The sequence below is a fragment of the Caballeronia sp. LZ043 genome (assembly GCF_031451075.1).
Classification (GTDB): Bacteria; Pseudomonadota; Gammaproteobacteria; order Burkholderiales; family Burkholderiaceae; genus Caballeronia.
Window position 1 is genome coordinate 1403980 of sequence record NZ_JARUXT010000001.1, and the last position, 14043, is coordinate 1418022.

Annotated in this window: 11 protein-coding genes, 1 tRNA gene and 1 pseudogene; 5 read left to right on the top strand and 8 right to left on the bottom strand. The window is 64.2% G+C overall.

Features of this window, described 5'->3' with window-relative positions; translation table 11 throughout:
* The 3 genes and pseudogenes from QCE64_RS06330 to mfd form a co-directional block, all read right to left on the bottom strand.
* Positions 1–306 (bottom strand): annotated as a pseudogene (locus tag QCE64_RS06330) (filamentous hemagglutinin, protein); the annotation flags it as partial.
* A 233-nt stretch (positions 307–539) separates the two neighbouring features.
* On the bottom strand, positions 540–1190 hold the full coding sequence (locus QCE64_RS06335; RefSeq protein ID WP_310003105.1) for a hypothetical protein: 651 nt from the start codon (positions 1188–1190) through the stop codon (positions 540–542).
* Between the two features lie 1380 nt (positions 1191–2570).
* Positions 2571–6047 carry a transcription-repair coupling factor gene (mfd, locus tag QCE64_RS06340; RefSeq protein WP_310003107.1) on the bottom strand — a complete coding sequence of 1159 codons (3477 nt, stop codon included), beginning with the start codon at positions 6045–6047 and terminating at the stop codon, positions 2571–2573.
* Positions 6048–6181: 134 nt separating this feature from the next.
* Here mfd and ispD point away from each other — a divergent pair, with 134 nt between their 5' ends.
* Both ispD and ispF read left to right on the top strand, forming a co-directional pair.
* Positions 6182–6913 (top strand): 2-C-methyl-D-erythritol 4-phosphate cytidylyltransferase, encoded by a 732-nt coding sequence (gene ispD / locus QCE64_RS06345; protein WP_309915767.1) that lies wholly within the window; start codon positions 6182–6184, stop codon positions 6911–6913.
* 37 nt (positions 6914–6950) lie between these two features.
* Entirely contained in the window at positions 6951–7442 is a 492-nt protein-coding gene (gene ispF, locus QCE64_RS06350; RefSeq protein WP_309915770.1) for a 2-C-methyl-D-erythritol 2,4-cyclodiphosphate synthase, read from the top strand.
* A gap of 34 nt (positions 7443–7476) precedes the next feature.
* On the opposite strand, the gene QCE64_RS06355 is transcribed toward ispF, so the two are convergent.
* The 3 genes from QCE64_RS06355 to ompR all read right to left on the bottom strand — a co-directional run bounded on the left by QCE64_RS06355 (position 7477) and on the right by ompR (position 10267).
* Positions 7477–8025, bottom strand: a complete 549-nt coding sequence (locus QCE64_RS06355) for a peroxiredoxin (RefSeq protein ID WP_310003109.1) — start codon at positions 8023–8025, stop codon at positions 7477–7479.
* Between the two features lie 75 nt (positions 8026–8100).
* Positions 8101–9465, bottom strand: coding sequence for an ATP-binding protein (locus tag QCE64_RS06360; protein ID WP_309808219.1), 1365 nt, complete (start codon positions 9463–9465; stop codon positions 8101–8103).
* Between the two features lie 76 nt (positions 9466–9541).
* Positions 9542–10267, bottom strand: a complete 726-nt coding sequence (gene ompR, locus QCE64_RS06365) for a two-component system response regulator OmpR (RefSeq protein WP_016345257.1) — start codon at positions 10265–10267, stop codon at positions 9542–9544.
* A gap of 243 nt (positions 10268–10510) precedes the next feature.
* Between ompR and QCE64_RS06370 the strand changes: the two genes are divergently transcribed.
* Together QCE64_RS06370 and QCE64_RS06375 are read left to right on the top strand one after the other, a co-directional pair.
* The gene (locus QCE64_RS06370; RefSeq protein ID WP_309915776.1) at positions 10511–10912 is read left to right on the top strand and encodes a hypothetical protein; all 402 of its coding nucleotides are present in this window, start codon (positions 10511–10513) and stop codon (positions 10910–10912) included.
* A 12-nt stretch (positions 10913–10924) separates the two neighbouring features.
* A complete protein-coding gene (locus QCE64_RS06375) occupies positions 10925–11839 on the top strand; it encodes a DUF1501 domain-containing protein (protein ID WP_310003111.1) in 915 nt (304 codons plus the stop codon).
* A gap of 5 nt (positions 11840–11844) precedes the next feature.
* On the opposite strand, the gene QCE64_RS06380 is transcribed toward QCE64_RS06375, so the two are convergent.
* Positions 11845–12687, bottom strand: a complete 843-nt coding sequence (locus QCE64_RS06380) for a squalene/phytoene synthase family protein (protein WP_310004163.1) — start codon at positions 12685–12687, stop codon at positions 11845–11847.
* A gap of 221 nt (positions 12688–12908) precedes the next feature.
* Between QCE64_RS06380 and QCE64_RS06385 the strand changes: the two genes are divergently transcribed.
* The gene (locus QCE64_RS06385; RefSeq protein WP_309929971.1) at positions 12909–13295 is read left to right on the top strand and encodes a hypothetical protein; all 387 of its coding nucleotides are present in this window, start codon (positions 12909–12911) and stop codon (positions 13293–13295) included.
* A 449-nt stretch (positions 13296–13744) separates the two neighbouring features.
* Here the strand turns inward: QCE64_RS06385 and QCE64_RS06390 are convergent.
* Positions 13745–13831, bottom strand: a tRNA-Leu gene (locus QCE64_RS06390).
* Positions 13832–14043 lie beyond the last annotated feature (212 nt).

The following is a 14043-nucleotide window of genomic DNA, read 5'->3' on the forward strand; positions in this document are numbered from 1 at the left end:
CGACACACCCGCACCCGAAGGCTTCGCGATATTCACCTGTGCGACGCCATTCTGCGCCTGTAGAACCTGCGCACCAGAGCCCGGGACCGCGACGATCTGCGCCCACGTCGGTACGACTACGACGAGCCCTCCGAAGCACAGCATGGCGGCGGCAACGAGCGGACGCAGCAGGAGGGGAGGCGGCGCGTTGCGCGTGCCTGCGACCCGCATGTCCGGTCCGCTGCCGTGAGCGCATGCAAAATCGGCGACAGCGACGTGCATCTTCCGCAGACAGCTGTACACCAGCTTGAAAAGACCGTGATTCATGTTCTTGCAGGAAGGGAGTCGGCGGAACCGGCTCGCGAGGCATGGCAACGTAAGCAAGCAGCACGTGTATTGTCAGCGCTCCGAATTGCCCGGCGTAGGCCGATAAATCTGAAAAAAAAAGCCTCGCACGGGGCGAGGCGCAAAACCGAAGGCGTGCCTGTTGTCAGTTCGCGGCGCGACGGCACGTCCCCCGGGAGCCCGGGACAGGAGCTTTTCGGAGAGGCGAAAACGGGTCAGCCGAGCGCGGCGACCTCGTTCGCAATGAGCCTGCGCAGCTTGCTTGCGTGGTGGATCGTGATTGAGCACGTCGCCTGCAGCTGACTCAGGTACGTGAGCACGGAATCGATGCGCGGTCCGCTCTGCAGCACGAGAAAGCACTCTCTGAGTGCCTGAGCGGCGCATTCGATGACGTCGCTCTCAAGCGCGCGGGCGCCCGATGTGTCGAGGATTTCGGCGAGCGGCGCGAGCAGTTCGGCGCGTCGTCCGACCTTGCCGCCTACGCGCACGATGTCGAGAAACGAGTCTCGATGTGCGGTGATCGAGCCACGCGCTTCCTGCACATAGCACAGGAGCGGGAGAGGATCACGCCGCGATAAGGCGCGCAATGCGCCGATTGCGCTCACGTGCCCGACGAAGTGCTCCTCGAACGAATGCAGGGGGCGCCGCCACGCGGCGAAGGCGGCGCGCTCGGGCGTCGCAAACCGACCGGCGTGGAGTCGCGCGTACGGCGGTGGTTCGGATGAAAGACGGGAATGGATTGCGGTGTCTCTGACGCTCACGGGTTCGCCCTCTTGTGGTGAGGTCCCGCGTCCCAATGGAAGAGGGAGACGGGCCAATAGCAGAGTTGACTGGGCGGAGCGACGAAGAACCAAATCGCTCTGCACCCTCTACTACGGCCCGCCATTGAACGGTCGGACACGATGCACGTCCGTGCAAGGACGTGCGAGATCGCAGACATGCGGACTTAACCGCCTCGCCCATGACAGGCGAAGCGGGGTTCTTCTCATTTACGGCTCACAAGTCCAGTCAAGACCTGCTTCGGCGGTGCAATCGCCTAAATAGACGACGCATTCACCTAAACGCAGAGAGTACGCACAACTGCGCGTTTGCCTTTGAGAAGATTCCGAATTATGCGATGCGTTGACTGTGCGTGATTCGTTGCCTGTTGTCCAATTTTTTCGTTATGGCGCGATCACGCAAGCAATGGCGCGCACGGTGAAACGATGACGAGCACGGCACGCTGCGCGCGCATGCCGTGCTGACGTTGATCCTCCTTTTAAGCTCGCTCGGGTTCTTCGGCTTGTTGCGGATCCTGTGCCTGTGCCGCGTGGTCCTGATGGGCGTCCTCGCCGCTCTTGTTGAGCTCGCGCAATTCGATCACGCTTTTACGTCTTAATGCTGAGCTTGTTCTTCAGCATGCCTCCTCGGATGTTCCTCTCGTAACTCAACTCGTGCAGGGCTCGGCGCGTTGTTCAGGGTCGACGACGTATCGCGTTGAATTGAAACCGTTTTTCAGGTTTTTTTCGGTCTACATTCTTTTTTTCTGCAAAGAAGGTCACCAAAGAAAGCAGCTTTCTTACCGCCCAAGGTCCACCAGCGGCACGACACAGAAAAGCCTCACTGGCCCGGCACTAGCGAGTGCCCTCGTAGGCCATACCGGGCGTGGATCGCGGACCCACTGGGACAAACTGCCGTTCAGCGAACTGGTGCAGCACCTGAGGGTTCCGGCCCAGCGCTACGCGCTGCCGGAGGGTATGCAAGGGAAACCAGTGGGAGGCAAGAGCAATGAGATGGACGCGTAAGCAAGAGTGCACTGGCATCCCCGATTGACCGGACGGCGGCGCGTAGCGCAGCGCCGGAGCATGCAAGGGCTGCACCGGTCTGTTCTGTGGTGCAATTTTCACAGTGGGTCCGCGATCCACGCCGGGTGTGGCCTATGAGGGCACTCTCTACTGCGGCGCCAGAAACGTGGTTCTGTGTCGTGCCGCTAAATGACGCTGGGCGAGAAGAAAAGCTGCTTTCTTTGGTGACTTTCTTTGCAGCGGCAAAGAAAGTTACCCCCGCCCCGGGGAGGGGCAGTGCTAATACACCGACGCGAAAACAGGAAGTCCATAGAAGCGCAAGCGAACACAAGCAACCCACGCGAAGGACGAGAGCGAAGCCCCCCGCCCCGGGGAGGGGCAGTGCCAATAGACCGACGCGAATACAGGAAGTCCATCGAAGCGCAAAGCCAACGAAATAGATCCCTCAGAAAAAGCCCCTTTTCACCGCCCAGAAACCGCCGGCTGCCTGACCGGCGCCCCCAACGCTCGGAGCGTCTCCTTCACCGTCCCGATCCGCACAGCCAGATCCGGACTCCTCGTCTCGATCCGCAACTTGTCCTGCCCCGCCAGCTTGATGTGCTTGTGCTTCTGCACCATCTCGATGATCTTCATCCCATCAACCGGAGGATTCGGCACGAACTGCAACGAAATGGCCTGCTCCCCAGCATCGATCTTGGAGATGCCCAACGGCTTGGCGGCAAGCCTCAACCGATGCGTCTCCACCAGCGCATGCGCCTGCGGCGGCAACTTGCCAAAGCGGTCCACCAGCTCCTCGAGAATCCCGTCGATCGCATCGCTCGATTCGCAGTTGGCCAGCCGCTTGTACAGCGACAGACGCTCCTGCACATCGCCGCAATAATCCGCAGGAAGAATGGCCGGCGCATGCAGATTGATCTCCGTCGTCGCGGCAAGCGGCGCATTCAGATCCGGCTCGCGCCCATCCTTCAGCGCCCGCACGGCATCGTTCAGCATGTCGGTGTAAAGCTGAAAGCCAATCTCGTGAATCTCGCCCGACTGCTTGTCGCCCAGCACCTCACCCGTGCCGCGAATCTCCAGGTCATGCATCGCGAGATAGAAGCCCGAACCGAGTTCCTCCATCTGCTGGATCGCCTCCAGCCGGCGCTGCGCCTGCTTCGTCAGCGACTGCGGATCATGCACCAGCAAATACGCATACGCCTGGTGATGCGAACGCCCGACCCGCCCACGCAACTGATGCAACTGCGCCAGACCGAACTTGTCCGCCCGATGCATGAGAATCGTGTTCGCACTCGGCACATCGATGCCAGTCTCGATGATCGTCGTGCACAACAGCACATTCGCACGCTGACCGACAAAGTCACGCATCACGCGTTCGAGTTCGCGCTCATGCATTTGTCCATGCGCCACCGCAATGCGCGCCTCAGGCACCAGCGCCTCCAGCATCGCGCGGCGATTCTCGATGGTCTCCACCTCGTTGTGCAGGAAGTACACCTGGCCGCCGCGCTTCAGTTCGCGCAGCATCGCCTCGCGTATCACGCCGTCTTCCTCGCGACGCACGAAGGTCTTGATGGCCAGACGCTTCTGCGGCGCCGTCGCGATCACCGAGAAATCGCGCAAGCCTTCCAGCGCCATGCCGAGCGTACGCGGGATCGGCGTGGCGGTCAGCGTGAGCACGTCAACCTCGGCGCGCAACGCCTTCAACCCTTCCTTCTGACGCACGCCAAAACGATGCTCCTCGTCGATGATCACCAGCCCCAGCCGTTTGAACTTCACGTCGCCGGACAAGAGCTTGTGCGTGCCGATGACGATATCGACCGAGCCATCGTTGATCTGCTGCACGGCCGTCGAGACTTCCTTGCCCGTCTTGAAGCGCGACAGCTCCGCGATGCGCACCGGCCAGTCCGCGAAGCGATCGGTGAAGGTCTGCGTATGCTGCTCGGCAAGCAGCGTCGTCGGCGAGAGAATCGCCACCTGCTTGCCCGCCATCACCGCGATGAACGCGGCCCGCAACGCCACCTCCGTCTTGCCGAAGCCGACGTCGCCGCACACGAGACGGTCCATCGGCTTGCCGCTCGTCATGTCGCCGATGACCGCGGCAATCGCCGCCGCCTGATCGGGCGTTTCCTCGAAGCCGAAGCTCTCCGCGAACTTCGTGTAGTCGCGCGGCTCCAGCTTGAACGCGTAGCCCTCTCGCGCGGCACGGCGTGCATAGAGGTTGAGCAGTTCGGCGGCGGTATCGCGGATCTGCTGGGCCGCCTTGCGCTTGGCCTTTTCCCATTGTCCCGAACCCAGCTGATGCAGCGGCGCGCTCTCCGGATCCGCGCCGCTATAGCGCGAGATCACATGCAGTTGCGACACCGGCACGTACAGCTTCGCCTCGTTCTGATACTCGAGATGCAGGAACTCGGTTTCGCCCTCGCCGAGATCCATCGACACCAATCCCATGTAGCGGCCAATACCGTGCTGCGCATGCACGACCGGATCGCCCACCTTCAGTTCGGCAAGGTCGCGCACCATCGAATCGACATTGCTCGCCTGTTCCTGACGGCGCCGTCCGGGCCGGCGCGCCAGCGGTCCGTAGAGTTCGGTCTCCGTGATGATCGCGAGCTTCTCGGACGGCAGCGAAAAACCGTTCGCCAGCGGCGCGATGCCGAGCGTGAACTTGCCGTCGCTCGTCAGCCACTCGTGGAAGGTGTCGTGCATCTCGCCGCGCAGGTGATTCTCGGCGAGCAACTGCTGGATGGTCTCGCGCCGTCCCGCCGATTCCGCCACCAGCATCACGCGATTCTCCGTCTGCTCCAGGTAATGGCGCAGCGCGAGCAGGGGCTCGTCGGCGTGGCGGTCGAGCGCGAGCCCCGGCAAGGGCGCGGCCCAGCCGCCTTCGGGCACGGCCGGAAACTTGAGCTGCGCGAACGGCTTCGCGAACGTGAAGAAGTCGTCGTCCGTCAGGAACAGGCGGCGCGGTTCGAGCAGCGGCCGTTCGCGGTCGTGCGACAGGAAGGCGTGGCGCTGCTTGGTGTCGTGCGTGAAACGCTTGATGGCCGCATCCAGGTCGCCGACGAAAGCCAGTTGCGAGCCTTCGGGCAGATAGTGGAAGAGCGTCGCGGTGTCGTCGAAGAACAGCGGCAAGTAGTATTCGATGCCCGCCGACGGCACGCCGTTGCCCATGTCCTTGTAGATCTGCGAGCGGCTCGGATCCCCCTCGAACACTTCCCGCCAACGGCTGCGAAAGGCCGTGCGCGCGGCTTCGTCGAAGGGAAACTCGCGGCCCGGCAGCAGGCGCACGTCCTTCACCGGATAGAGGCTGCGTTGCGTGTCGGGATCGAACGCGCGGATCGAATCCACCTGGTCGTCGAACAAATCGAGCCGGTAGGGCAGCGGCGAACCCATCGGGTAGAGATCGATCAGCGAACCGCGCACACAGTATTCGCCCGGCCGCACGACCTGGCTCACATGTTCGTAGCCCGCCAGCGTCAGCTGTGCCTTGAGCTTCGCTTCGTCGAGGCGCTCGCCCTGCTTGAACGAGAACGTATAGGCCGCCAGGAACGACGCCGGCGGCATCCGGTACAGCGCCGTGGTCGCCGGCACGATCAGGATGTCGCAGCGGCCTTCGCCGAGATCATGCAGCGTCGCCAGACGCTCCGACACCAGGTCCTGATGTGGGGAAAAGGTGTCGTACGGAAGCGTTTCCCAGTCGGGCAGCAGCCGCACGCGGGCATCGGGCGCGAAGTAAGGAATTTCGGCCGCGAGACGCTGGGCATCGACCGCGCTGGCCGTGACGATCGTGAGCAGCGGCACGCTGTCGCGATACGCCGCGTGATAACGGGCGAGGGCGAGGGCGTCGGACGAAACGGTCGCGCCGGCGAAGACGAAACGCTGACCAGGCTTGACTAGGGCAATGGGAGAACTGGACTGCGCGGTGACGGCTTTGGAAGGCATAGGGTGTGCATGGAGCCGTCCGGCAGGCCGTTCGAAGGAGCGAACTGGCGTGCGCCGGACGTGGTCGCGATGGACCTATTATAAAATCCGGGCTTCGACTTTGACTTGGCCACGTTAAACCACGTTACCCGCCCGTGACTTCGCGCCTCTTCTCACTGATTCCCTGCGCCGGCACCGGCAGCCGTTCCGGCGCGCCGATGCCGAAGCAATACCAGACCGTCGCAGGCCGCCCGATGCTCGCCTACACGCTCGCGGCATTCGACGCATGTTCCGAATTCTCGCAGACCCTGGTCGTGCTTGCACCGGACGACCCGCACTTCGACGCGCGCCGCTTCGCCGGCCTGCGCTTCGTGGTGGCGCGCTGCGGCGGCCCTTCGCGGCAGGCCTCGGTGTACAACGGTCTGCTCGCGCTCGCCGGCTTCGGCGCGCGCGACGACGACTGGGTGCTCGTGCATGACGCCGCGCGCCCCGGCATCACGCCGGAGATGATCCGCAAGCTCGTCGCGGAACTGCGCGACGACGCAGTGGGCGGCATTCTCGCGCTGCCGGTCGCGGACACGCTCAAGCGCGTCGCACCGAACATGCCCGACGTGCCCAGCAACGACGTCCATGATGTACGGATCGCCCGCACGGAATCGCGCGACGGCCTCTGGCAGGCGCAGACGCCGCAGATGTTCCGCGTCGGCATGCTGCGCGAGGCAATCGAACGTGCGCGTCACGACGGCCACGACCTGACCGACGAAGCCAGCGCCATCGAATGGCTCGGGCACTCGCCGAAGCTAGTTCAGGGCAGCCTGCGCAACTTCAAGGTGACGTATCCGGAAGACTTCGCGCTCGCCGGCGCGATGCTCGCCGCGCACGCCTGAAGCTCGTCCACCTCTCACTCAACCAAGGTTTGCATCGATGGATTTCAGAATCGGACAGGGCTACGACGTCCACCAGCTCGTCGAGGGCCGCCCGCTCATCATCGGCGGCGTGACGGTGCCTTACGAACGCGGCCTGCTCGGCCACTCGGACGCGGACGTCCTGCTGCACGCCATCACCGACGCGCTGTTCGGCGCGGCGTCGCTCGGCGATATCGGCCGGCATTTTCCGGATACCGCGACCGAATTCGCCGGCGCCGACAGCCGCGTGCTGTTGCGAGAAGCGATGCACCGCGTGACAGACGCCGGTTTCGCGATCGTCAATGTGGACAGCACTGTGATCGCCCAGGCGCCGAAGCTCGCGCCGCATATCGAGGCCATGCGCGCGAACATCGCCGACGATCTCGACCTGCCGCTCGACCGCGTCAACGTCAAGGCCAAGACCAACGAGAAGCTCGGCTACCTCGGCCGCAAGGAAGGCATCGAGGCGCAGGCGGCCGTGCTGCTGCGCAGGACGTCCATCGACGCTTGACGCGTTTTATACGCGACAGGCGAGCGGCGCGCGCTCAGAGCGTCGCGCCGCCGGCCGGGCGCTCGCAGGCACACAGCTCGCCGGTTTGCAGCGCGTCGAGCACGCGCAGCACTTCCTCGGGGCTGCGGCCGACGTTCAGGTTGTTGACCGACACGTGCTGGATCACGTTCTCGGGATCGACGATGAAGGTCGCGCGCAACGCCACGCCCGCTTCCTTGTCGCGGATGCCCAACTGATCAATCAGTTCGCCCTTCACGTCGCCGAAGGCATAGTGATTGAGCTTGCTCAGTTCCCGGTGCTCACGGCGCCAGGCCAGCTTGACGAACTCGTTGTCGACGCTGCCGCCCATCAGCACCGCGTCACGATCCTCGAAGTCCCGTGCAATGCGCGCGAACTCGATGATCTCCGTCGGGCAGACGAAGCCGAAATCGCGCGGGTAGAAGTAGATGATCTTCCACTTGCCCGGAAAGGATTGCTCCGTGATGTCCTCGAAGGCAAACTGGCCGTTTTCCTCGTAATGGTTGAAGCCCGGCTTCGCCGCGGTGACGGTGAAAGCCTCGACTTTGTCGCCGACGGTCTTCATGCAGAGACTCCTGAGGAAGAAATAGAACGCGTTCGAATCAGACACCCATGACGTCGCCGGGTTTCAAGCCGCGATTCAGCCTTCGAAGCGCGCGCCGCCCTTCATCGACGGGAAATCGATCGTCACCTCGAAGCCCGCCAGCGGCGCGCGGTTGCGCAGGCGCAGCGTGCCACGCTGCCGCGTGACGAGGCGCTGCACGATCGCCATGCCGAGGCCCGTGCCGTTCGCCTGGGTGCGGGCGGTATCGACGCGATAGAACGGACGCGTGATCAGCGCGACCTGGTCGTCGGGGATGCCGCGGCCTTCGTCCATCACCGAGAGCTCCACCTTGCCGTGCGACACCCGCGTCTGCAGCGTGATGCGGGCGATGTCGTCGTGCTCGCTGCGGCCGTACTTGCGCGCGTTCTCCAGCAGGTTGCCGACGACGCGGCGCGCATCGGTCGGATCGCCCTCGATCACCGCGCCGGGCGCGAGATCGGTGCGCATCACGACGCCTTCGTCGGCGTGGAAACGTGCGGCCAGTTCGCTGGCGATCATCGAGAGATCGACGGCTTCAGGCATGCGCTGCATCGGCCGCGCGTAGTCCAGGAAGCGCCCGATGATCATGTCCATCTGCTCGATGTCGTCGATCATCGCGAGCTTGGTGGCCTCGTCCGACGGACTCATTTCGGTTTCGAGCCGCAGCCGCGCGAGCGGCGTGCGCAAGTCGTGCGAAATGCCCGCGAGCATCAGCGCGCGGTCCGCCTCGAGTTGTTCGAGGTCCTGCACCATCTGGTTGAAGCTGCGGTTGGTCTCGGCGGCAACGCCCATGCCGCGTTCCGGCAAGGGTTCCGGCGACTGTCCCGAACCGAGCTTGCGCGCGGCCAGCGCCAGCCGCGCGAACGGCCGGTTCACTAGGCTTGTAATGAAGGCCGCGCCGAACAGCGACAGCGCCAGCGCGAACACGCCCCAGCCGGCCCATTGCAGGCCGGTGACGGTGTCGAGCTGGTCGCGGTCGAGTGCGACCCAGTAATCGTCGTCATCGATCTTGAAGCTGATCCACACGCCGGGAATCTCGTTCACCGACTGGGCGATGATCGTGTCGTTGCCGAGCCGGCCGCGCACGTCGCGCTCGATCAGCCGGTTGAGCGACTCGTCGGGCTGGAGCTTGTACTTGTCGGTGGTTTCGCGCGGATAGACGCGCACACCCTCGTTGCTCTCCAGATCCTGCAACAGCGCGCGGCGCAGGTCGGGATCGGAATAGAGCAGGGCGGTGCGCGTCAGCTTGACGACCGCGACGAGCTGCAGCGCCACGCGCTGCGCGCGCGGCTCGCGTTCGATCACGCGAAAGCTCTGGAACCATGCGGTCAGGCTGACCGCGATGAGCAGCGCGATCAGCGCGAAGGTACGCCAGAACAGGCCGCCGAACGCGAGCGCCAGTAGCCGCCTGTCGATGCGCATGGGTCTGTCGGGTTCAGCTCGGGTAAGGGAAGAAAGCGTGACCAAACTCGCTCAAGCTCAAGAAGCTTAGAAACACTCAGGCCGCGCCGTCGGGAATGAACACGTAGCCCAGGCCCCACACCGTCTGAATGAAGCGCGGACTGCTCGGATCGGGCTCGATCAGCTTGCGCAGACGCGAGATCTGTACGTCGAGACTGCGGTCGAACACTTCGTATTCACGGCCGCGTGCGAGCTCCATCAGCTTTTCGCGCGACAGCGGCTGGCGCGGATGACGCGCGAAGACTTTCAGCACCGAGAATTCGCCGGTGGTCAGCGGAATTTCCTGACCGTTCTTCGTGAGCGTACGCGTTGCGAGGTTCAGCGCGAATTCGCCGAACTCGAACACCTCGGTGGTTTCCGACGGCGCGCCCGGCAGTTCGGACGGCGTCTGGCGACGCAGCACCGCATGAATGCGCGCCACGAGTTCGCGCGGGTTGAACGGCTTCGGCAAATAATCGTCGGCGCCCATTTCCAGCCCGACGATACGATCCACATCTTCGCCCTTCGCGGTCAGCATGATGATGGGCGTGCGGTCATTGCTGCCGCGCAGACGACGACAGATGGAAAGGCCGTCTTCGCCGGGGAGCATCAGGTCGAGCACCAGCAGGTCGAAACGCTCGCGCACCCAGAGCTTGTTCATGGCCGGGGCGTTTTCCGCGACGTACACGTTGAAGCCTTGCTCGCCGAGGTAACGGCGCAAGAGGTCACGCAGGCGCGGGTCGTCGTCGACTACGAGAATTTTTGAAGGGTTCTTGGTTTCCATGGCGGCATCTTAGCGCGATTAGTCAAACGTCGAGTTTGTAACAAAAGCGAGTGTAACAGTTGGTTACAAAATTTACGGGGCCTGTGGCACGGCCTAAGGGTTTGGGCCGTACACTGCGTTACCTGAGCCCGCCATTCGGTAGATACTCCATTAGACCAGCGCGTCGTGCGGCCCGACCAGCCATGGCAGGACGTGCATGAAAAGACTGAGGCTGTCCGGTTGTCGAGCAACGAAGGGAACAATATGAAGGGAGCGCGGCAACGCGGACCCGTGCGCGCCGAGCGCATTTTCAGAAAGACACTTCTTGCCAGTGCGCTCTATGCAGTACTGAGCACGCCTCACGCGCATGCGCAGAACGCCGGTTTCGCGCTCGACGGCAACCGTTCCGACCGTTTCGACAGCAACGTCACCACATCACCCAAACGTTTCGATGGCCGCATGATTCGCGCACAGCAGCGCGTGAACAAGCGCGGGTCCGGTGCGACCAGTGCGCATGACAGCCAGGCGCCCGCGATGCAACCCATCCAGCAGGTCGATCAGGCGCCGCCCGCGCGCCCGCCGCGCCATACCGTGATGACCGCCGACGAGCGCCGTCTCTTGCGGCAGCACATCGAAGAAGCGGTGCGCGATCTGTACAAGCGCTAGGCGCCCACGCCGATGAACCGACGCCAGTTTCTCTGCACGGCCGGCGCGTTCGCGGGATGGTCGGGCGGCGTCGCATGCCGGCCGCTTGCAGGAGCTTCCACATCCGATCGCGCGCTGGTGCTCGTCGACCTGGATGGCGGCAACGATGGCGTGAATACCGTCATCCCGATCGGCGATCCGCTGTACCGTGCGCTGCGGCCGACGCTCGCCGTACCGGAAGAGCTGGTCTTGACGCTCGATGCACGCACGGGTTTGCATCCGTCGCTTTTACCCTTGCTCGGGGCCTGGCGTGAACAGGAACTGGCGATCGTGCAGGGCGTCGGTCATGACGCGTGCAACCGCTCGCATTTCCGCTCACGGCAGATCTGGGACACGGCTTCCGATACGCATGAATACCGCGACGACAGCTGGTTTGCAAACGCGGGCGTGCCGCTTGCCCCAAGCTCGCCCGCCGGCTCGTTCGCTGCTTCATGCGAGGACGCCGCGCGCTCGATCGCGCAACGCGAAGCGGCCGTGGCGCGCATCGCGCTGCACGGCTTCGACACGCACGAGAACCAGGCGTCGCGGCATGCGGCGCTGCTGGGGCAACTGGCGAAGGGGCTGATGGTGTTGCGAGCACAGTTGATCGCATCCGGCGACTGGCATCGGACGCTCGTCATGACGAGCTCGGATTTCGGACGGTCGGTGCGTGAGAATGCGGCCGGCGGCACGGATCACGGCGCCGCCGCGGCGCATTTCCTGATGGGCGGCAACGTGCGCGGCGGCCTGTGGGGCGCGGCGCCGCGCCTCGATGCACTCGAAGCCGATGAGGGCATACCCGTGACCCTCGACTTCAGGCAACTGCACGCCACGGCGTGCGCGCATCTGGGCGTCGTGCCGTCGTCATCGGTGGAACGCTTCGCGCCGCTGCCGCTATTGCGCGCCTAGTGCAGTCAACGCGTGCGCCACGTGATCCACAGCTTGCGGATCGGCGTGAGCGAAATGCGTTGATGCAGCACCTTGAAGTCTTCCCGCTCGATTTCATCGAACAAGGCATAAGCGAGCGCCGCCTCGGCGCGCAGCACGCGCTGCGTGGCGCGTTCGGCGGGCGGCAGGGCGGCGAAGGCCGTGTCGAGCGTCTGGCGGGCGCGCGTCGTCTGGAAGCGCATCAGCTCGGCGAAAGCGTCGCCATATTTGCGGTTGATGATGTCCGCCGCCGTCACGTTGAAGCGCTGCAATTCATCGATCGGAATGTAGATGCGGCCATGACGCGCGTCGTCGCCGATGTTCTGCACGCGTTCGGCCAGTTGCAGCGCCGCGCCGAGCGGAGCGGCCCACGCGGCGGTCTGTTGCGGCTCGCGCGCGGTCACACGGGCGATCGCCGTGGCGAACGCGCCGCCGGTCTGGTCGAGATAGCGCCGCAAGCCGGGCCAGTCGAGATAGCGCGCCTGATCCAGATCCATGCCGAAGCCGTCGACGACCGTGGCCAGCAACCCGCGCCCGGCCTCGTCGAGCACGGCATGCCGGGCGTCGCCTGCGTGCGCCTGCAGCGCCTTGGTGACGGGATGGGTCGGCGTGCCTTCGTCGAGCCGGCCGAGTTCGCTTTGCCACCAGGCGTGCTTGGTGCGGCCGATGGTCGGATCGCTGGTTTCCTTGACCGTTTCCTCCAGCTCGCGCCGCAGCGCGAACAGGGCGGTCAGGAGCGGCTGCACGGCGGCGGGGGCGCGGCGCAAGGCGTAATACGTGCCGGAGCCTTCGGGTGCGGCTTTCCGCTGGCAGTGGTCGTCGAAATTCACGAACTTGATGTGTGGGGAGGCAAGGGTGGGCGGGGCGATATCCGCCGACGCATGGGCGCCCATTTTATCCGCCCCGCGATGCCTTTGCCGCCGCTTGCCGGCGAACGCCGCTGGTTCCGGATGTGCGGCGCACCACTGACGCCGCCCACGCCCGGCGCAACACTGCCGCAATCCGTCCGAGTATGACGTTCCATTGCAGTGCGCGCAGTCGGGAGGCGCCCATGGCCCTGAGCAAATCCGAGAACAAGCAATTCGGCGATCGATGCCTGCCGTTCCTCGTCAAGAGCGTGGCGACGGATCTAGGCTTCGACTTCCGTGTGTGTCCGCGCCAGATGCATGTGTCGCCGACGGTGGGTCTGCACATCACGGCGAATCGCAAGGCCGATGCCACGCTGTCCTATCCGCTCAATGTCTTCGTGTTCTGGCAGCCCTCGGGCGTGCGGCAGTTCCTGTCGCACGTGGATCGGCCGATCGCGGCGGCGCGCGCGAGCGAATTGTTGCCGAACGAGATCCGGCGGGTGATGAATCAGTCCGGAGTGGACTTCGCGGGCCGCTCGCAGGAGAAGGGCGAGGTGATGATGGTCGAACTCGGCGATATCAGCGTCTAGCGAATGATTCGGGATGCTTCGCGATCGCGATCGCGAGCTTGCGCGAGACGTGGACGGGATCTGTCCGAGCGGAATCGAGTCGACGAAAAAAACCCGCGTCAGCCGGAACCGGCGCGGGTTTGTTTCAGGTCCGGGCGAGAGAAACGGGTCTGACGGGTTTCCGGCCGCCTGTACTGCATGAGAATACGGCAGGCTGATATTCGGCCCGATGCGGCGCAGACCCCGACCATGACTCGATCATTGCCAGCGCGGCCACCCACGGTCTCAGTCGCGCCGGCGCGCCAGATCATCAGCGCGGAAGCTGACTCGCGCACAAACCAAAAAGCCACCTTCCCGGTGGCTTTTTTTGTGCTGTCGCATTGCTGTCTTTCGAATGGCAAAACAGCGCGAATGCAGGCAAATCAAAGATCGCCTGGCTTATCCAGGCTCTTGATTCAGAGAGGGATGGGTGGTGCGAGGAGCGGGACTCGAACCCGCACACCCTTGCGGGCGTCAGGACCTAAACCTGGTGCGTCTACCAATTTCGCCATCCTCGCATCACGGCTTGCGCGGCGGGGTTCTCGACGCCTTGCGGCCTGTCTCGATGCCCGGCGATGCCGCCGTGTCCGGCACCGGTCCAACGTGCCAAGCCCGAGATTCTAACCGATTCATCTGTCGATGTCCGGGAATTTGCGGCAATGCGGCGACGGCGCCGCGCCTGCGTCAATTGAGTCAATTGCGCGCGTGATGCTCTCCATGTGCATCATGA

What these genes read in the sequence shown, in the direction of transcription:
- QCE64_RS06385 (WP_309929971.1), top strand. Translation starts at nt 12,909, where the DNA reads ATGGCCCTGAGCAAATCCGAGAACAAGCAATTCGGCGATCGATGCCTG.
- ispF (WP_309915770.1), top strand. Translation starts at nt 6,951, where the DNA reads ATGGATTTCAGAATCGGACAGGGCTACGACGTCCACCAGCTCGTCGAG.
- QCE64_RS06360 (WP_309808219.1), bottom strand. Translation starts at nt 9,465, where the DNA reads ATGCGCATCGACAGGCGGCTACTGGCGCTCGCGTTCGGCGGCCTGTTC.
- ompR (WP_016345257.1), bottom strand. Translation starts at nt 10,267, where the DNA reads ATGGAAACCAAGAACCCTTCAAAAATTCTCGTAGTCGACGACGACCCG.
- QCE64_RS06370 (WP_309915776.1), top strand. Translation starts at nt 10,511, where the DNA reads ATGAAGGGAGCGCGGCAACGCGGACCCGTGCGCGCCGAGCGCATTTTC.
- mfd (WP_310003107.1), bottom strand. Translation starts at nt 6,047, where the DNA reads ATGCCTTCCAAAGCCGTCACCGCGCAGTCCAGTTCTCCCATTGCCCTA.
- QCE64_RS06375 (WP_310003111.1), top strand. Translation starts at nt 10,925, where the DNA reads ATGAACCGACGCCAGTTTCTCTGCACGGCCGGCGCGTTCGCGGGATGG.
- QCE64_RS06355 (WP_310003109.1), bottom strand. Translation starts at nt 8,025, where the DNA reads ATGAAGACCGTCGGCGACAAAGTCGAGGCTTTCACCGTCACCGCGGCG.